Source organism: Delftia sp. HK171, assembly GCF_001886655.1.
Classification (GTDB): domain Bacteria; phylum Pseudomonadota; class Gammaproteobacteria; order Burkholderiales; family Burkholderiaceae_C; genus Comamonas; species Comamonas acidovorans.
Window position 1 is genome coordinate 1,671,248 of record NZ_CP018101.1, and the last position, 17,477, is coordinate 1,688,724.

Annotated in this window: 15 protein-coding genes; 10 read left to right on the forward strand and 5 right to left on the reverse strand. The window is 65.2% G+C overall.

Translation table 11 applies throughout. From position 1 onward, the window contains the following. The first annotated feature begins 14 nt into the window (after positions 1-14). On the forward strand, positions 15-635 hold the full coding sequence (locus tag BO996_RS07540) for a hypothetical protein (protein ID WP_013804100.1): 621 nt from the start codon (positions 15-17) through the stop codon (positions 633-635). A 440-nt stretch (positions 636-1,075) separates the two neighbouring features. Continuing rightward, positions 1,076-2,233 carry a 3-deoxy-7-phosphoheptulonate synthase gene (locus BO996_RS07545; RefSeq protein WP_012203418.1) on the forward strand — a complete coding sequence of 386 codons (1,158 nt, stop codon included), beginning with the start codon at positions 1,076-1,078 and terminating at the stop codon, positions 2,231-2,233. Positions 2,234-2,291: 58 nt separating this feature from the next. Here the strand turns inward: BO996_RS07545 and BO996_RS07550 are convergent, their stop codons facing one another. Then, positions 2,292-2,660, reverse strand: a complete 369-nt coding sequence (locus BO996_RS07550; protein ID WP_034390510.1) for a YqcC family protein — start codon at positions 2,658-2,660, stop codon at positions 2,292-2,294. Between the two features lie 259 nt (positions 2,661-2,919). Here BO996_RS07550 and BO996_RS07555 point away from each other — a divergent pair, with 259 nt between their 5' ends. Then, positions 2,920-3,237: a hypothetical protein gene (locus BO996_RS07555; RefSeq protein WP_071954413.1), complete on the forward strand. Its 318-nt coding sequence runs from the start codon at positions 2,920-2,922 to the stop codon at positions 3,235-3,237. 74 nt (positions 3,238-3,311) lie between these two features. On the opposite strand, the gene mpl is transcribed toward BO996_RS07555, so the two are convergent. Beyond that, the gene (mpl, locus tag BO996_RS07560) at positions 3,312-4,751 is read right to left on the reverse strand and encodes a UDP-N-acetylmuramate:L-alanyl-gamma-D-glutamyl-meso-diaminopimelate ligase (protein WP_071954414.1); all 1,440 of its coding nucleotides are present in this window, start codon (positions 4,749-4,751) and stop codon (positions 3,312-3,314) included. Between the two features lie 244 nt (positions 4,752-4,995). Here mpl and BO996_RS07565 point away from each other — a divergent pair, with 244 nt between their 5' ends. The 7 genes from BO996_RS07565 (at position 4,996) to BO996_RS07595 (ending at position 11,649) form a co-directional block, all read left to right on the forward strand. After that, the gene (locus BO996_RS07565; protein WP_013804096.1) at positions 4,996-5,604 is read left to right on the forward strand and encodes a hypothetical protein; all 609 of its coding nucleotides are present in this window, start codon (positions 4,996-4,998) and stop codon (positions 5,602-5,604) included. A 46-nt stretch (positions 5,605-5,650) separates the two neighbouring features. Then, positions 5,651-6,151 carry a TlpA family protein disulfide reductase gene (locus BO996_RS07570; protein WP_013804095.1) on the forward strand — a complete coding sequence of 167 codons (501 nt, stop codon included), beginning with the start codon at positions 5,651-5,653 and terminating at the stop codon, positions 6,149-6,151. A gap of 145 nt (positions 6,152-6,296) precedes the next feature. Then, positions 6,297-6,761: an acetyl-CoA carboxylase biotin carboxyl carrier protein gene (accB, locus tag BO996_RS07575; protein WP_012203424.1), complete on the forward strand. Its 465-nt coding sequence runs from the start codon at positions 6,297-6,299 to the stop codon at positions 6,759-6,761. 132 nt (positions 6,762-6,893) lie between these two features. Continuing rightward, positions 6,894-8,258, forward strand: a complete 1,365-nt coding sequence (gene accC, locus BO996_RS07580) for an acetyl-CoA carboxylase biotin carboxylase subunit (RefSeq protein WP_012203425.1) — start codon at positions 6,894-6,896, stop codon at positions 8,256-8,258. An 84-nt stretch (positions 8,259-8,342) separates the two neighbouring features. Beyond that, positions 8,343-9,233, forward strand: a complete 891-nt coding sequence (prmA, locus tag BO996_RS07585; RefSeq protein WP_012203426.1) for a 50S ribosomal protein L11 methyltransferase — start codon at positions 8,343-8,345, stop codon at positions 9,231-9,233. Between the two features lie 75 nt (positions 9,234-9,308). Continuing rightward, positions 9,309-10,712: a zinc-ribbon and DUF3426 domain-containing protein gene (locus tag BO996_RS07590; RefSeq protein WP_071954415.1), complete on the forward strand. Its 1,404-nt coding sequence runs from the start codon at positions 9,309-9,311 to the stop codon at positions 10,710-10,712. Between the two features lie 34 nt (positions 10,713-10,746). Beyond that, positions 10,747-11,649, forward strand: coding sequence for a carbohydrate kinase family protein (locus tag BO996_RS07595; protein ID WP_012203428.1), 903 nt, complete (start codon positions 10,747-10,749; stop codon positions 11,647-11,649). A 181-nt stretch (positions 11,650-11,830) separates the two neighbouring features. Here the strand turns inward: BO996_RS07595 and BO996_RS07600 are convergent, their stop codons facing one another. The 3 genes from BO996_RS07600 to BO996_RS07610 all read right to left on the reverse strand — a co-directional run bounded on the left by BO996_RS07600 (position 11,831) and on the right by BO996_RS07610 (position 17,208). Beyond that, positions 11,831-12,811, reverse strand: a complete 981-nt coding sequence (locus tag BO996_RS07600; RefSeq protein WP_063328011.1) for a hypothetical protein — start codon at positions 12,809-12,811, stop codon at positions 11,831-11,833. Between the two features lie 177 nt (positions 12,812-12,988). Further along, positions 12,989-14,080, reverse strand: coding sequence for a ribonucleotide-diphosphate reductase subunit beta (locus BO996_RS07605; protein ID WP_012203430.1), 1,092 nt, complete (start codon positions 14,078-14,080; stop codon positions 12,989-12,991). A 206-nt stretch (positions 14,081-14,286) separates the two neighbouring features. After that, complete coding sequence (locus BO996_RS07610; RefSeq protein WP_013804092.1) at positions 14,287-17,208, reverse strand: ribonucleoside-diphosphate reductase subunit alpha; 2,922 nt, start codon at positions 17,206-17,208, stop codon at positions 14,287-14,289. Between the last annotated feature and the right edge of the window lie 269 nt (positions 17,209-17,477).

Below are 17,477 nucleotides of genomic sequence, written 5' to 3' on the forward strand. Positions count from 1 at the left end.
CCGGCGCCGATTCCATGACCCAGCTTTCCTTTTCCTCCCGGCCAGGCCCGCGGACCTCCGTCCATCCCCTGCGCAGCCTGCCGAAGCAATGGCGTGCCTGGGCCGGCGAGTCGCGGCTGAGCCGCTTCTGGCAGCATGAGCTGATCGTGGGCGACCTGCAGCCCATGCACCAGCAACTGGCCTTGCTGGCCGTCGCGCTGGACGAGTCCGTGCGCGTGCGCTATGCGGGCAGCCCGCGCCCCGCGGTGGAAGACGCCATACAGCAGCTTGACCTGGCGGTGCTGGACCACCAGCACTTTCTCACCACGCTGGCCACGGGCTGGCATGCCCTCTACGAATTTCCTGCCTACCAGCGTCTGCTCAAAGGCTTCAGGGAGGCCGTCCACGCCTGGCAGCAGTCCGTGCTGGTGGGCGATGCCCAGGAGCCCGAGCACTTCCGCCGCTGCGAGCGCCTGGGCTGGCGTCTGCTGGGCGATGCCTGCCTGCTGACGGACATGTTTGCCGAATCCGCTGCCGTGGCCGGCGAAGCCGATGTGACTTCCATCCTGTCTGGTTACAAGGCGCGCCGATGGCAACCCTTGAGCGCCGTGCGCCGGGCCCTGCGCAGGCTGCGTGACGCATTGCTGCGGCGTTGATCGCGCCCTTGCGTGACGCGCAGATGCATCATTTCCCGGGGTTTGCACGTTTTCATGGCCGATGGCAATAAAACTGCATGGCATCGTGATTTTCTACATATGCCTGAAGAATTTTTGCGTGAAACTGAGAAAAAAGCAGTTTTATTGCATCAATGATTTTGTGCTTTCTCTCTGTGGCACGGTGAAGGGCTGCTTCCCCGCCCTCATGTCCATGTTGCACTGCGAAAAATGACTGTGCTACATTCGATCCCCATGCAAGCCCGTGCCTCCTTCTACTTTTACTTTTGGTTCTCCTCCCCGGCGGAAGAGAGGTAAGCGCGCGCACCCGAACAAACCTCCCTCAAAACCGCCGAAGCTGTAAAGCCCGGCGGTTTTTTGTTTTTCCCTCCCGATTCTTCGCTCCGTTTTCCACGATCCATCTTTCCTCACGAAAGCAAGCAATGACTGCTCATCAAGCTTCCCTCGCCGATTCCTGGTATCGCGGCGGTTCCCAAAAGACTGGCCAAACCGACGACGCACGTATCAAGGACATCACCGTGTTGCCCCCTCCCGAGCACCTCATTCGCTTCTTCCCCATCCGCGGTACGGCCGTCGAAACCCTGATCGGCGACACCCGCCGCACCATCCACAACATCATGGCTGGCGAGGATGACCGCCTGCTGGTCATCGTCGGCCCCTGCTCCATCCACGATCCGGCGGCCGCCATCGAGTACGCACGCCGCCTGGCGCCCATACGCGAGCAGTACAAGGACACGCTGGAGATCGTGATGCGCGTGTACTTCGAAAAGCCGCGCACCACCGTGGGCTGGAAGGGTTTGATCAACGATCCCTACCTGGACCAGAGCTACCGCATCGACGAAGGCCTACGCATTGCGCGGCAACTGCTGATCGACATCAACCGCCTGGGCGTGCCGGCCGCCAGCGAGTTCCTGGACGTGATCTCGCCCCAGTACATCGCCGATCTGATCAGCTGGGGCGCCATCGGTGCGCGCACCACGGAAAGCCAGGTCCACCGTGAACTGGCCTCGGGCATCTCGGCGCCCATCGGCTTCAAGAACGGCACGGACGGCAACATCCGCATCGCCACCGACGCCATCCAGTCGGCCAGCCGCGGCCACCACTTCCTGTCCGTGCACAAGAATGGCCAGGTTGCCATCGTGAACACGGCAGGCAACCAGGATTGCCACGTCATCCTGCGCGGCGGCAAGACCCCCAACTACGACGCGGCCAACGTGGCCGCTGCCTGCGAGGATCTGGAAAAGGCCGGCCTGCCTCCCACGCTGATGGTGGACTGCAGCCACGCCAACAGCTCCAAGCAGCATGAGCGCCAAAAGGATGTGGCACGCGACATCGCCGGACAGATCAGCGGCGGCTCGCGCAGCGTCTTCGGCGTGATGATCGAGGGTCATCTCGTGGGCGGTGCCCAGAAGTTCACGCCCGGCAAGGATGAGGTGGCTGCGCTGACCTATGGCCAGAGCATCACTGATGCCTGCCTGGGCTGGGATGATTCCCTGGCAACGCTGGCCGAACTGTCCGACGCCGTGCAGCAGCGCCGCGTCAAGCATCCCGAGCCGGCTGCGGCCCTGGTTGCCGCCTGAGCCGGAAAAGAAAACGGGGCATGCATGCCCCGTTTTTTCCATGTCCCGGTTTTCTTGTTCAGTGTGGCGGCGTGGCGTCCGGCGGGGTCAGTCCGCCCTGGTTCAGCGTGTCGTCTATGCCCAGCAGCAGGACCAGCAATTGGCGCTTGTCGAATGCCACGGGCTGGCTCCATTCATGCTCGGCCAGTGGATGCACGTGGCTTTGGCAGGGCAATTGGCCGCGGGCATCGACCACGGCACGCAGCCGGGGCAGGAAAACCCACTGCAGCCATTCCTGCAGCTTGAGCGTGTCGTACATGAACGGCATGGTCGATGCCATGGCCTCAGGGCTGGGCGCCACGGCCGACCAGAGGCTCTGGCTGCGCAACTCGTCTTCGAGTTGCTGCAACTGGTCGAGCAGTTTCTGGTGCGTGGTGTCGGTTGTCATGCGGTGAGGTCCATGAAAAAACGGGGCCAAATCTGTCGGCCATTGTACGTTTGCACCTTTGGGCAGGCGCGGGCAGGCCTTGAAACACCTGCTGGCGGCAGTGCCGGCTCCAGCGCCGGTGCCAGTCTCTGGCACTTGAGGCATGTCAGCTTGCCCGGGGTGTGGAAAAGGCGCTTGCGGTTAAGCTCAGGGCATGAGTGACAGCCCTGTCTGCATGAGCAGACACAGGGCCGTATCCCGTAATGAAGAGAGGAGTTCCATGCGCAGCGAAGTGATTGTGGTGTTGGATGCCGGACAAGAGTACCGCACGGACACCAGCGGGCTCACCCCCATGAGTTCCGATGAAGGACGGCATTGGCTGGACCAGCAGTTCATCTCCATGGACTGCGAACCCCTGCGCGCCAGCGGCAAGGTTCTGCTGGCCGACAAGCTGGTGGTGGTGGCGCGTGCGGCGCGTACGCGCTCCGGGCTGTTCGACGACGAGCAATGGCGCAACAGCTATGCCGTGGCCGCCCAGGCCGTGCTGTCCAAGCCGCTGATCCGTGTCGATGTGCCGGCCATGTCCATCAGTTACTGACGACGGACAGATAGCGATACAGCAAAGAAGCCTGGGCATGACCCGGGCTTCTTTCATTGGGGGCCGTGCCCGGTTCAGCCTGCGGCCTGCAGCGTCGCCAGCAGCTTGGGGTGAATGCCACCGAAGCCGCCATTGCTCATGCACACCACGTGGTCACCGGGGCGGGCGGCTGCGCGGATCTGCCCGATCAGCGTATCGATGTCTGCAGCCACCTGCGCCTTGTGGCCGGCTCCCACGCCCAGGGGGCGCAGCGCCTCGGCAGCATCCCAGTCCAGGCCGGCCGTGTGGCAGAACACCAGATCGGCGCTTTCCAGGGCCCAGGGCAGTTGCGACTTCATGGTGCCCAGCTTCATGGTGTTGCTGCGCGGCTCGAACACCGCCAGGATGCGTGCCTGGCTGCCGAGCTTGCGGCGCAGGCCGTCCAGCGTGGTGCGGATGGCCGTGGGATGGTGGGCGAAGTCGTCGTAGACGGACACGCCACCCGCCATGCCGCGCAGCTCCATGCGGCGCTTGACGTTCTGAAAGCGCGCCAGCGCTTCGCAGGCCTGGGCCGGCGTCACGCCCACATGCTCGGCCGCTGCAATGGCGGCCAGCGCATTGAGCTGGTTGTGCTCCCCGGTCAGTGCCCATTCCAGGCGCGCGACCTTGTGGCCACGGTGCAGCACGTCGAAGGCGCTGGGATCGCCTTGGGCACTGAAATCGCTGACCACCGCACCGAAGCTGGAGACCTCGCTCCAGCAGCCCTGGTGCAGCACGCGGGTGATGCTTTCCTCTATGCCGTTGACCACCAGCCGCCCGGAGGCGGGAACGGTGCGCACGAGATGGTGGAACTGGCGTTCGATGGCGCCGAGGTCCTCGAAGATGTCGGCGTGGTCGAACTCCAGGTTGTTGAGCACGGCCGTGCGCGGGCGGTAGTGCACGAACTTGCTGCGTTTGTCGAAGAAGGCCGTGTCGTATTCATCGGCCTCGATGACGAAGACGGGCTCCGCGCCAGCCGGCCCCTGGCCTGGCGTCGGGCGGCTGGATGCACCCAGGCGGGCCGAGACGCCGAAGTCCAGCGGCACGCCGCCGACCAGAAAGCCCGGAGCCAGGCCTGCGCATTCGAGAATCCAGGCCAGCATCGACGTCGTGGTCGTCTTGCCGTGGGTGCCGGCCACGGCCAGCACATGGCGCGGGCAGGACGGATGGTGCAGCACCTGTTCGCAAAGCCATTGCGGACCGCTGGTGTAGGGGGCGCCGCTTTCAAGAATCGCCTCCATCAGCGGGAACTTGGGGCTGCCGTCGGGCAGCCGCGCGCGGCTGACCACGTTGCCCACGACATACATGTCGGGTTGCAGGGCCATCTGGTCGGCGCCGTAGCCCTCGATCAGGTCGATGCCCAGTGCACGCAACTGATCGCTCATCGGCGGATAGACGCCGGCGTCGCAGCCTGTGACGCGGTGCCCTGCCTCGCGCGCCAGTGCGGCCAGTCCGCCCATGAAGGTGCCGCAGATGCCCAGAATATGTATGTGCATGGCCGGGCATTCTACGGTTGCCGTCATGTCCGGGAGGGCTGTCCTGCAAAAACAGGAGCTTGCGGCCCAGCAGGCACCGGGTCCCGGAAACACAAGGTTGCGAAATCGCCGGTGCAAGGCGCTGGCGGGAACGTGCAAAGCCCGTCTGCGGCCGGCGGTGCCGCGGCTTGGGTCACAATGGCCCGGGGCCATCCGCAGGGAAGGCCTCTTATATATATGTAGGGATACAGCGGATCGGAAAGCCATGGACCAAGCCACTGCCGAAATTGCCCAGACCGCGGCCCGCCTCGTGGTCGAGGAAGGGCTGGAATGGGGGGCTGCCAAGCACCGCGCACTTCGCCAGCTGGGGCTGCCCGCGCGCACCGCGCTGCCGGGCAACGACCTGGTGGAAGAGGCCGTGCGTGAATACATTGCCCTGTTCTGCGCCGACACCCAGCCCCAGGAACTGCAGGCCCTGCGCGAACTGGCCCTGCAATGGATGGACCGCCTGGCCGAGTTCCGGCCCCATCTGGCCGGCGCCGTCTGGCGCGGCACAGCCACCCGCCTGTCCGATATTTACCTGCAGCTGTTCTGCGACGACCCCAAGTCGGCCGAGATCGCGCTGATCAACCAGCATGTGGAGTACGAGCCCAGCACCGTCACCGGCTTTACGGGGCAGGCCGTGGAGGCCTTGAGCATCCACGCCTTCTGCCGCCCTTTGAACGAGTCCGTGGGCGTGCATCTGCTGGTGTACGACCATGATGATCTGCGTGGCGCACTCAAGCCCGACGGCCAGGGGCGCAGCCCGCGCGGCAGCGCCGAGGCGCTGCGCAGGCTGTTGGATCAGGATGAAGAGGAGGCCGACCGTGGCTGATTCAGTGGATGCAGGGCAAAACACATCTTCCCGCCGCCGTTGGCTGATGGGCGGCGTTGCCGCCGCCGCGGGCCTGGGTGGGGCAGGGTTTGCGTGGTGGCGTTTTCAGCCGCACGCCATGGATGCCAGTGCAGAAGAGCAGCTGTGGCAGCAGCGCTTCATCACGCCCGATGGCTCGGCCATGACGCTGTCGCGCTGGCGAGGCAAGCCGGTGCTGGTCAATTTCTGGGCCACCTGGTGCCCGCCCTGCGTGCGCGAGCTGCCCATGCTCGATGCCTTCTCGGCGCGCCAAGACCAGCATGGTATTCAGGTCATTGGCCTGGCTGTGGACAAGCCGGAGGCAGTGCAGCGCTTCCTGGGTCGCACACCCCTGCGTTTCCCTGTGGCGCTGGCGGTGGAAGGCGGTCTGGGCCTGACCCGCTCGCTGGGCAATCTGCAGGGCGGACTGCCCTTCACCGTGCTGCTCGGCGAAGATGGCATGGTGCAGCAACGTAAAATAGGTGAGCTTACTACCGAAGATCTGGCTTCCTGGAGCGCAAAAGGCTGATTTTTCGCATCGCCGAAGCTGTGAAAGCTCAGGAAATGCCCTGAATTCCATGGCGACGTTGATGAAAAATATGCCTCAAAGCACGCAGAAGGGCGAAATTGGAGTAAATTCGCGCCCTATTTAGTTGTTAGCCGCTGGAGCTCCCATGGATTTGCGAAAACTCAAGACCCTCATTGATCTGGTGTCCGAATCGAACGTGTCGGAACTGGAGATCACCGAAGCAGAGGGCAAGGTCCGGATCGTCAAGAGCGAAGGCGCCGTGGTGCAGCACTATGTGGCAGCGCCCATGCAGGCTCCCATGGCCGCGCCGATGGCGGCACCCGTCGCCGCTGCCCCCGCAGCGCCCGTGGCGGCACCGGCCGAGGCAGCCGTCTCCGGCCACGTGGTGAAGTCGCCCATGGTCGGCACTTTCTACCGCGCCTCCAGCCCTGGCGGCAAGCCCTTCGTGGAAGTGGGCAACCAGGTCAAGGAAGGCGAGACCATCTGCATCATCGAGGCGATGAAGATTCTCAACGAGATCGAAGCCGACAAGAGCGGCACGATCACGCGCATCCTGGGCGAAAACGGCCAGGCGGTAGAGTACGGCCAGCCCCTGTTCGTGATCGAGTAACCTGCAGGCGAGCGATGCCGCAAGCGGCACGACGCCCTGGCGCGAACGCATGCCGCGGCGCGACAGAGCAATTGGCTCAACTGACGGCTTCGGCCTGCGTACCGGCGCAGGCACCAAGTCGCGAGGACCTTCATGTTTAAGAAAATTTTGGTTGCCAACCGGGGCGAGATTGCCCTGCGCATCCAGCGCGCCTGCCGTGAACTGGGCATCAAGGCGGTGATGGTGTATTCCGAGGCCGACCGTGACGCAAAGTACGTCAAGCTGGCCGATGAGGCCGTGTGCATCGGCCCCGCGCCTTCGCCGCTGAGCTACCTCAACATGCCGGCCATCATCTCGGCCGCCGAGGTGACCGACGCCGAGGCCATCCACCCCGGCTACGGCTTTCTCAGCGAGAACGCCGACTTTGCCGAGCGCGTGGAAAAGAGCGGTTTCACCTTCATCGGCCCCACGCCCGAGAACATCCGCACCATGGGTGACAAGGTCTCGGCCAAGCAGGCCATGATCAAGGCGGGCGTCCCCTGCGTGCCCGGCTCGGATGGCGAGCTGCCTGACGATCCCGTGCAGATCCGCCGCATCGCCAAGGCCGTGGGCTATCCGGTGATCATCAAGGCCGCAGGCGGCGGCGGTGGCCGTGGCATGCGCGTGGTGCATACCGAGGCGGCGCTGATCAATGCCGTGCAGATGACCAAGGCCGAGGCCGGTGCAGCCTTCGGCAATCCGGCCGTCTACATGGAAAAGTTCCTGCAGAACCCGCGCCATGTGGAAATCCAGATCCTGGCGGACAACCACCGCAACGCGGTCTACCTGGGCGAGCGCGACTGCTCCATGCAGCGCCGCCACCAGAAGGTCATCGAGGAAGCGCCGGCTCCGGGCATTCCGCGCCGCCTGGTCGAGAAGATCGGCGAGCGCTGCGCCGCTGCCTGCAAGAAGCTGGGCTACCGTGGCGCCGGCACCTTCGAGTTCCTCTTTGAAAACGGCGAGTTCTACTTCATCGAGATGAACACCCGCGTGCAGGTGGAGCATCCGGTGACCGAACTGATCACGGGCGTGGACATCGTGCGCACCCAGATCATGGTGGCCGCAGGCGAGAAGCTGCCCTTCACCCAGCGCCAGATCAATGCCCAGCTCAAGGGCCATGCGATCGAGTGCCGCGTGAATGCCGAGGATCCCTACAACTTCATGCCGTCGCCGGGCCGCATCACCATGTGGCATGCCCCCGGCGGCCCCGGCGTGCGCGTGGACTCGCACGTCTACAACAACTACTTCGTGCCGCCGAACTACGACTCCATGATCGGCAAGATCATCGTCCACGGCGACACGCGCGAGCAGGCGCTGGCGCGCATGCGCACGGCGCTGCTGGAGACCGTGGTCGAAGGCATCAAGACCAATATCCCGCTGCATCAGGATCTGATGGTGGACGCCAAGTTCATGGAAGGCGGCACCAACATCCATTACCTGGAAGAGTGGCTGGCGCACCGCAACGCCAACAAGCGTTGAGCAGGTCGCCCGATTGACCCTGCATGCTGGCCCCCGGCGACGGCGGCCAGCATTTTCATTTATTGCATAGAAAAGGATGGGCCCATGTTCGAGTTGAGCCTGCTGTGCCCGGAAGACCGGGTTGAGACCGTCAGCGATGCGCTGGATGCGCTGGACGCCCTGAGCGTATCGGTGGAGGATGCCGACGCGCAGACCGAGGCCGAGCAAGCCCTGTTCGGCGAGCCCGGCATGCCGCCGCCCAAGGACGGCTGGCAGCGCAGCCGCCTGGTGGCGCTGTTCCCCTCGCAGCAAGCGGCCGAAGAGGCGCGTGATCTGCTGCTGCCCCAGGACTTCTTCGAGGGCTGCAGCATCATCGCCGTCAAGCAGGTGCCGGAGCAGGACTGGGTGCGCCTGACGCAGTCGCAGTTCGCCCCGGTGGACATCACGCCCGAATTCTGGATTGTCCCCACCTGGCACGAGCTGCCGCCCGAGGCGCGCGTGAGCATCCGCCTGGACCCGGGCCTGGCCTTTGGCACGGGCACGCACCCGACCACACGCATGTGCCTGCGCTGGATCGCCCGCCAGCCGCAAGGCAGTCTTGGCCGCACGCTGGACTACGGCTGCGGCTCGGGCATCCTGGCCATTGGCGCAGCCAAGTTCGGTGCCACCGACATCGACGCGGTGGACATCGACCCGGCAGCCGTGGAGTCCACGCGCTACAACGCCGATGCCAACGCCGTGCAACTGAAGGCGGGCCTGCCCGATGCCGGCAACGGCGAATACCGCACCGTGCTGGCCAACATCCTGGCCACGCCGCTCAAGGTGCTGGCGCCGCTGCTGTGCGGCCGCGTGGCAGCGGGTGGAAGCCTGGTGCTGGCCGGTATCCTGGAGCGCCAGGCCGACGAGCTCAAGGAGGCCTATGCGCCGTACCTGGCGCTGGAAGTGGCCGACAGCGAAGATGGCTGGATCCTGATGACCGCGCGCCGCGCGGCCTGATTTCCGGCCCGAGTCCCCGCGCGGCCGCCGCCTTCGTGGCGCGGGCCGCGAGCAGCTGCCTACAATCGATCGCTGATGAGCCAAGTCACCCGCTGTCCTGCCTGTGGAACCCGCTTCAAAGTGGTGGCCGACCAGCTGCGAATTTCGCAGGGGTGGGTGCGCTGCGGCGTCTGCCATGAAGTGTTCGATGCCTCCGAAGACCTGCAGCCCCTGCCCACGGCACCTGTGAACGCGGCCGGCACCTCGGTGGCCGGCACTCCGGTGGCTGGCGGGGCATCGCACAACCCGGCCGAATTCGAGGACGATGACATCTGCGAATTCAGGGAATCCATGTGGCTGCCGACGGCGCCGAGCGGATTGCCGGGGCGGGGCGCATCGGGGTCTGCTGCACCTGCTGCACCTGTTGCACCCTCTGTACCTGCCACACCTGCGGCACCTGCGGTATCCACCGCAACCACGGCTGCGGCTGCCAGGGCCGAGCCTTCGCCGTCCATGCCGCCGGCCGAGGTGCCGGCTCCTGAGGCCCCGCCTTCGCCCCCTGTGACCGCGAAGGACCCCTCCGCCAGCGCCGCCGAAGAGTTGGGCAGCGCGCTGCCTGGAGCGTCGCTGGTGGACGAGATCCTGGCTGCGTCCCGGGCAGCGCCGAAGTCCCCGCCCGCTGCCCAGGCCGAGCAGGCCGTTGACGGCCTGCTCGGACCCGAGCCTGACACTGCGGCTCCTGTGCCCGCACCGGCAAAGGATGAGGAAGGCGCGCCGTTCACACGGCCCCATAAGCCATCCGACAAGTCATCTGACAAGCCATCCGACAAGTCGTCCGATGCGCCTGCGCCGTCCGTGCCAACCGGCCTGCTGCGGGAATCGGAGCCGCAGGCGCAGGCCTCCGTGCCTTCGCCGGAGTTCTCCCGCTGGCCGGACAGCGATGGCGAGGGCAGCGGTGAGGCTGCGGCCGCGCTGCCCGAGGCCGAGCCCGGCTTTGTGCGCCAGGCGCGGCGCAAGGCCTTCTGGCGCCGGCCTGCCGTGCGCGTGGCGCTTGTGATGGGCAGCCTGCTGGGCGTGGGCGCCTTGGCAGGCCAGGTCATGTGGGGCCAGCGCGATGCGCTGGCCGTGCAGCATCCTTCGCTGGCGCCTGCGCTGCAGGCCCTGTGCGCCATGGCGGGCTGCGAGCTGCAGCCGCGCCGCCAGATCGGCGACGTAGTGATCGGCAGTTCGGGCTTTCGGCAGTTGCCGCGCAGCGGCCAGTACCAGTGGAGCCTGAGCCTGGAGAACCGTTCCGACTTCCCCGTGGCCATGCCCGCTGTCGAACTCACGCTCACCGATGCCCAGGACAAGCTGCTGCTGCGGCGCGTGATCCGGCTTGACCAGTTCGGCGCGCCCGCGCAGATCGAGGGCCATGGCGAGTGGAGCGTGACGGCCCCGGTCGAAGTGCAAGGCCTGGAGGCGGCCGTGGCCGGCTATCGGGCCCTGGTTTTTTATCCCTGAATCCCCCTGACTTTCAAGAAAGCCGAGACACACCATGGCCGCTCTCATCTGCGGATCCCTTGCGTTCGACAACATCATGACCTTCGAGGGAAGGTTTGCCGACCAGATCCTGCCTGACCAGTTGCACATCCTCAATGTGTCCTTCCTGGTGCCCACGCTGCGCCGCGATTTCGGCGGCTGCGCCGGCAACATCGCCTACGCCCTGCGCTTGCTGGGCGGTGATGCCTGGCCCATGGCCATGGTGGGCAGCGACGGCGCCGACTATGTGCAGCGCCTCGACGAACTGGGCGTGCAGACCGCGCACATCGGCCAGCTGCAGGACACGCACACGGCCCAGTGCATGATCATGACGGACCGTGACAACAACCAGATCACGGCCTTCCACCCGGGCGCCATGATGCAGGCCCACGGCAACCGCATCACGCCAGAGCTCAAGGAGCAGGTGCGCGTGGGCATCATTGCGCCCGATGGCCGCCAGGCCATGCTCGAGCATGCCCAGCAGTTCAAGGCGGCCGGCATTCCCTTTGTGTTCGATCCAGGCCAGGGCCTGCCCATGTTCGATGGACAGGAGCTGCGCAGCTTCATCGAGCAGGCTGACTGGGTGGCCGTGAACGACTACGAGGCCCGCATGCTCAGCGAGCGCACGGGCTGGAGCCTGGAGCAGATTTCCGGGCAGGTGCAAGGCCTGGTGGTGACGCTGGGGGCAGAGGGCTGCGAGGTCTGGGTGCAAGGCGCCAAGACCCTGGTGGCGCCGGTGCAGCCCGCCGCCGTGGTCGATCCCACGGGATGTGGCGACGCATGGCGTGGCGCCATGCTGTTCGGCCTGGAGCGTGGCTGGGACCTGGTGCGTTGCGCCGAACTGGGCAACCGCCTGGGCGCGCTCAAGATTGCCAGCCGTGGCCCGCAGAACTACGTGCTGGACTTCGCCCAGCCCTGAAGCCGGGAACACCGGCCGGCGGCGCAGCCGCCGGCTTCACAATGAAAGATGGCCCCCACGCTTGCCTCGCTGCGCAAGGACCGCTGCCCCCGAGGGGGCACTTTTCATCTTGGGGCGGCCCGGCGATGAAAAAAGCCCGACTCCAAAGAGCCGGGCTTTTTGCTTTGAGACCGGAAAAGTCTCAGGGCTTGTTGCCTGTGGGGAAGGGCCATGCGGCTTGGGGAGCCAGGCGGGTTTGCGCGATGGGCGCGGGTGCGGCAGCGGGAGCTGCGGGCGCGGCAGCGGCGGGAGCTGCTGCGGCCTTCTTGGGAGCAGCGGCCTTCTTCGGGGCTGCAGCCTTCTTGGCGGGAGCGGCAGGAGCTGCTGCGGCCTTGGCGGGCGCTGCGGCAGGCTTGGCGGCTGCAGCGGGCTTCTTGGCAGCAGCAGGAGCGGCAGCCTTCTTGGCGGGAGCAGCGGCCTTCTTCGCGGCAGGTGCAGCAGCCTTTGTGGCAGCGGGAGCAGCGGCCTTCTTGGCAGCAGGAGCAGCAGCCTTCTTGGCAGGAGCAGCGGCCTTCTTTGCGGCAGGTGCAGCAGCCTTCTTGGCGGGAGCGGCGGCCTTCTTTGCGGCAGGAGCAGCAGCCTTCTTGGCGGGAGCGGCAGCCTTCTTTGCAGCAGGAGCAGCAGCCTTCTTGGCAGGAGCGGCGGCCTTCTTTGCAGCAGGAGCAGCAGCCTTCTTGGCGGGAGCGGCAGCCTTCTTTGCAGCAGGAGCAGCAGCCTTCTTGGCGGGAGCGGCAGCCTTCTTTGCAGCAGGAGCAGCAGCCTTCTTGGCAGGAGCGGCAGCCTTCTTCGCAGCAGGAGCAGCAGCCTTCTTGGCGGGAGCGGCAGCCTTCTTCGCAGCAGGAGCAGCAGCCTTCTTGGCAGGAGCGGCAGCCTTCTTCGCAGCAGGAGCAGCAGCCTTCTTGGCAGGAGCGGCAGCCTTCTTTGCAGCAGGTGCAGCGGCCTTCTTGGCAGCAGGAGCTGCAGCCTTCTTCACAGCAGGTGCAGCAGCCTTCTTGACGGGTGCTGCCTTGGCAGTGGCCGTGGTTTTCTTCACGGTTTCAGCCTTGGGAGCAGCCGCCTTTTTGGCAGTGGTCTTCTTGTCGGTGGGGGCCTTGGTGGAGGCCGTCTTCTTCGCAGTTGCCATCATCTTCTCCTTCGTTGATTTGCACAAAACACTTCGGGGTACGGGGCTCCGAAGCGATCCAAAGCGATGTGGAGTGACGCATCGCAATGAACACGGAGACGCCCCACGCCGCAACACCATCGGTATTGCAAAAGCGTGAAGCGCGTCATGGTTCGCATTGTGCCTGCAGAGAAGCGATTAATCCCAGGAAAGTGCGCCGCCGGTTTGATACTCGATGACGCGTGTCTCAAAGAAGTTACGTTCCTTCTTCAAATCGATCATCTCGCTCATCCAGGGGAACGGGTTTTCCTCGTTGGGGAACAGGGCCTCAAGGCCGATCTGCGTGGCGCGGCGGTTGGCGATGTAGCGCAGGTAGCCCTTGAACATCGATGCGTTCATTCCGAGCACGCCGCGCGGCATGGTGTCCTCTGCGTAGCGGTATTCCAGCTCGACGGCCTTGACGAAAAGCGCCGTGATTTCTTCCTTGAATTCGGGTGTCCACAGCTGTGGATTTTCGAGCTTGAGCTGGTTGATCAGGTCGATGCCGAAGTTGCAGTGCATGGACTCGTCGCGCAGGATGTATTGGTACTGCTCGGCGGCGCCGGTCATCTTGTTTTGGCGGCCCAGCGCAAGGATCTGCGTGAAGCCCACGTAGAAGAACAGGCCCTCCATCAGGCAGGCGAAAACGATCAGCGACTTGAGCAGGGTCTGGTCGGTTTCGAAGGTGCCGGTCTTGAAGGCGGGGTCCATGATCGCTTCGATGAAGGGGATCAGGAATTCGTCCTTGTCGCGGATGGAGGGGACTTCGAGATAGGCGTTGAAGATCTCGCCCTCATCCAGGCCCAGCGACTCCACGATGTACTGGTAGGCGTGGGTGTGGATGGCTTCCTCGAAGGCCTGGCGCAGCAGGAACTGGCGGCATTCGGGCGCCGTGATGTGGCGGTAGGTGCCCAGCACGATGTTGTTGGCGGCCAGCGAATCGGCCGTCACGAAGAAGCCCAGGTTGCGCTTGATGATGCGGCGCTCGTCCTCGGTCAGGCCGTTGGGGTCCTTCCACAGGGCGATGTCGCGGTTCATGTTCACTTCCTGCGGCATCCAGTGGTTGGCGCAGGTGGCCAGGTACTTTTCCCAGGCCCACTTGTACTTGAACGGCACCAGCTGATTGACGTCGGTCTTGGCATTGATGATGCGCTTGTCGGCGGCATTCACGCGCTTGTGTGTGGTGCTCGGCGCAGCCTCCGCGCCGCTGGGCGTGTTCGAGAGGGTGGCGTCGTCGTCAAAGGTCAGCATTGCAATTTTCTCCGGCATGCCCTGGGGCATATGTTCAGTTCATTCGGTGCGAAAGAGTCCTCTCTTTCTGCTCCGGTCAATGTAGGACCATGGGTGGCCTGGCGTGTTGAGCAGGCCCAAGGTCCATGGCGAAGATCCTGCGCATGGCGCTGGCTGGCGGGCAGGGCGCGGGGCCTGCGCCGTGGCGAGGCCCCGCGCTGCGCGGCTTACTGGCAGGCTTCGCAGCCGGGATCGTCGATGGCGCAGAACTTGATGTCCGTCGCCGGTGCCTGGGCGCGTGCGGCGGCTGCCGCGGCTTCCAGGGCGCTGGAGGTGTTCACGGCGGCAGGCTGTGCGGCGGCGGCCGAGGGCACGGCGTTGAGCACGCGGCTTTGCACCGTGGACTTCTCGATGTTGGTGGCGCTGGTGGTGCGCAGGTAGTAGGTGGTCTTCAGACCGCGCAGCCAGGCCAGCTTGTAGGTGTCGTCCAGCTTCTTGCCCGATGCACCGGCCATGTAGATGTTCAGGCTCTGGGCCTGGTCGATCCACTTCTGGCGGCGCGCAGCGGCCTCGACCAGCCAGGTGGGCTCGACCTCGAAGGCGGTGGCGTACAGGCTCTTGACGTCCTGGGGCACGCGGTCGATGGGGCGCAGCGAGCCGTCGAAGTGCTTGAGGTCCATGACCATCACGTCGTCCCACAGGCCCAGGCGCTTCAGGTCACGCACCAGGTACTGGTTGATGACGGTGAACTCGCCGGACAGGTTGGACTTGACCGACAGGTTGCCGAACGAGGGCTCGATGGAGGCATCGACGCCGACGATGTTGGAGATGGTCGCCGTGGGCGCGATGGCCACGCAGTTGGAGTTGCGCATGCCGTGCTGGCCGATCTTGGCGCGCAGGGCATCCCAGTCCAGGCGCGAGGAGCGGTCCACTTCCACATAGCCGCCGCGTGCCTTCTCCAGCAGGTTCAGCGTGTCCAGCGGCAGGATGCCCTGGTCCCACAGCGAGCCCTTGTAGCTGGAGTACTGGCCGCGTTCCTTGGCCAGTTCGGTGGAGGCCCAGTAGGCGTAGTAGCAGATGGCTTCCATCGACTGGTCGGCGAACTCGACGGCCGCGTCGCTGGCGTAGGCGATGCGCATTTCATAGAGCGCATCCTGGAAGCCCATCAGGCCCAGGCCCACGGGGCGGTGGCGCAGGTTGGAGTCCTTGGCCTTTTGCACGGCGTAGTAGTTGATGTCGATCACGTTGTCCAGCATGCGCATGGCCGTGGTGATGGTCTTGCGCAGCTTGCCGTGGTCGATGGCGCCATCGACGATGTGGCGCGCCAGGTTGACCGAGCCCAGGTTGCAGACGGCGGTCTCGGTGTCGCTGGTGTTCAGCGTGATCTCGGTGCACAGGTTGGACGAGTGCACCACGCCGGCGTGCTGTTGGGGCGAGCGCACGTTGCAGGGGTCCTTGAAGGTGACCCAGGGGTGGCCGGTCTCGAACAGCATGGACAGCATCTTGCGCCACAGGTCCATGGCCGGGATGCGCTTGAACAGCTTGAGTTCGCCGTTGTCGGCCTTGGTTTCGTAGGCCTTGTAGGCGTGCTCGAAGGCGGCGCCGAAGAGGTCGTGCAGGTCGCCGACATCGGAGGGCGAGAACAGGGTCCAGTGGCCCTTTTCCATGACGCGCTTCATGAACAGGTCGGGAATCCAGTTCGCCGTGTTCATGTCGTGCGTGCGGCGGCGGTCGTCGCCGGTGTTCTTGCGCAGTTCGAGGAATTCCTCGATGTCCAGGTGCCAGGTCTCCAGGTAGGTGCAGACGGCGCCCTTGCGCTTGCCGCCCTGGTTCACGGCCACGGCCGTGTCGTTGACCACCTTGAGGAAGGGCACCACGCCCTGCGACTCGCCGTTCGTGCCCTTGATGCGCGAACCCAGGGCGCGCACGCGCGTCCAGTCGTTGCCCAGGCCGCCGGCGAACTTGGACAGCAGGGCGTTTTCCTTGATGGACTCATAGATGCCGTCCAGATCGTCGGGCACCGTGGTCAGGTAGCAGGAAGACAGCTGCGAGCGCAGCGTGCCGCTGTTGAACAGCGTGGGCGTGCTGCTCATGAAGTCGAAGGACGACAGCAGCTCGTAGAACTCGATGGCGCGCGCATTGCGGTCCTCTTCCTGCAGCGCCAGGCCCATGGCCACGCGCATGAAGAAGGACTGGGGCAGCTCGATGCGCGTCTTGCGCACGTGCAGGAAGTAGCGGTCGTACAGGGTCTGCAGGCCCAGGTAGTCGAACTGCTCGTCGCGCTCGGCCTTGATGGCGGCAGCCAGGCGGGGCAGGTCGTAGTTCAGCAGCTCGGGGTTGAGCAGCTCGTTGTCCACGCCCTTGCGGATGAAGCCGGGGAAGTACTCTGCGTAGGCCGCCTGGATGTCGGCCGGGTGCACGTCACGGCCCATGACCTCGCGCACGATCGTGTGCAGCAGCAGGCGGGCGGTGACGTAGGTGTAGTCGGGGTCTTTCTCGATCAGCGTGCGGGCGGCCAGGATGGAGGCCTTGAAGACTTCTTCGATCGGCACGCCGTCGTACAGGTTGCGCAGCGTCTCGGCGACGATGGGGGCGGCCTGGATATCGGCGTTGAGGTTGCGGCACGACGCCTCGATCAGCGCCAGCAGGCGGGCCTGGTCCAGCGGCACGCGCTGGCCGTTGTCGGTCACATGCAGCACGGGCGCCGGTGCGGCGGCGGCAACCGCTGCGGCCTCGGCGGCCTTCTTCTGCTCGGCACGTTCCTGGTTGCGGCGGTCGCGGTACAGCACGTAGGCGCGTGCCACGTCGTGGTGGCCGCCGCGCATCAGGCCCAGTTCGACCTGGTCCTGCACATCTTCAATATGGAAGGTGCCGCCGCCCGGACGCGAGCGCAGCAGTGCGCGAACCACGGCCTGGGTCAGCTCGTCCACGGTCTCGCGCACGCTGGCGGAGGCCGCGCCCTGGGCACCGCGCACGGCCAGGAAGGCCTTGGTCAGCGCGACGGCGATCTTTTGCGGCGTGAAGGGCACCACATCGCCGCTGCGGCGGATGATCTGGTAGCCGTCCTGCACGGACAGGTGATGGGCGGAGGAAGGATTGGCAGCATCACCGTGCGCAGCGGGAGCCAAAGAATTCAGTGCTTCTTGCATGAGTTTCCTCAACGGGTGTTTGTGGATAGAACGGACGCGGACCTGCACTTGGGGCAGGCTTGCTGGGAGATGGAATCGGGGTCGGATGTACACACCGTTTTCACAGGGTGTGCACAGCTTGTGAACACTAGATATGGTGTCCAGCGTGCTTCTGGGCACTACCTGTAGTGTATCGCCGTCTCATGTACACGGGGTACTCACGGCCGGAAAACCGCTGTTTGCGCTGCGCCAAACGGGTGCGCAACCTACAAGCCAATAGCAGCAAAGGC

What these genes read in the sequence shown, in the direction of transcription:
- BO996_RS07540 (WP_013804100.1), top strand. Translation starts at nt 15, where the DNA reads ATGACCCAGCTTTCCTTTTCCTCCCGGCCAGGCCCGCGGACCTCCGTC.
- BO996_RS07545 (WP_012203418.1), top strand. Translation starts at nt 1,076, where the DNA reads ATGACTGCTCATCAAGCTTCCCTCGCCGATTCCTGGTATCGCGGCGGT.
- BO996_RS07550 (WP_034390510.1), bottom strand. Translation starts at nt 2,660, where the DNA reads ATGACAACCGACACCACGCACCAGAAACTGCTCGACCAGTTGCAGCAA.
- BO996_RS07555 (WP_071954413.1), top strand. Translation starts at nt 2,920, where the DNA reads ATGCGCAGCGAAGTGATTGTGGTGTTGGATGCCGGACAAGAGTACCGC.
- mpl (WP_071954414.1), bottom strand. Translation starts at nt 4,751, where the DNA reads ATGCACATACATATTCTGGGCATCTGCGGCACCTTCATGGGCGGACTG.
- BO996_RS07565 (WP_013804096.1), top strand. Translation starts at nt 4,996, where the DNA reads ATGGACCAAGCCACTGCCGAAATTGCCCAGACCGCGGCCCGCCTCGTG.
- BO996_RS07570 (WP_013804095.1), top strand. Translation starts at nt 5,651, where the DNA reads ATGGGCGGCGTTGCCGCCGCCGCGGGCCTGGGTGGGGCAGGGTTTGCG.
- accB (WP_012203424.1), top strand. Translation starts at nt 6,297, where the DNA reads ATGGATTTGCGAAAACTCAAGACCCTCATTGATCTGGTGTCCGAATCG.
- accC (WP_012203425.1), top strand. Translation starts at nt 6,894, where the DNA reads ATGTTTAAGAAAATTTTGGTTGCCAACCGGGGCGAGATTGCCCTGCGC.
- prmA (WP_012203426.1), top strand. Translation starts at nt 8,343, where the DNA reads ATGTTCGAGTTGAGCCTGCTGTGCCCGGAAGACCGGGTTGAGACCGTC.
- BO996_RS07590 (WP_071954415.1), top strand. Translation starts at nt 9,309, where the DNA reads ATGAGCCAAGTCACCCGCTGTCCTGCCTGTGGAACCCGCTTCAAAGTG.
- BO996_RS07595 (WP_012203428.1), top strand. Translation starts at nt 10,747, where the DNA reads ATGGCCGCTCTCATCTGCGGATCCCTTGCGTTCGACAACATCATGACC.
- BO996_RS07600 (WP_063328011.1), bottom strand. Translation starts at nt 12,811, where the DNA reads ATGGCAACTGCGAAGAAGACGGCCTCCACCAAGGCCCCCACCGACAAG.
- BO996_RS07605 (WP_012203430.1), bottom strand. Translation starts at nt 14,080, where the DNA reads ATGCTGACCTTTGACGACGACGCCACCCTCTCGAACACGCCCAGCGGC.
- BO996_RS07610 (WP_013804092.1), bottom strand. Translation starts at nt 17,208, where the DNA reads ATGCAAGAAGCACTGAATTCTTTGGCTCCCGCTGCGCACGGTGATGCT.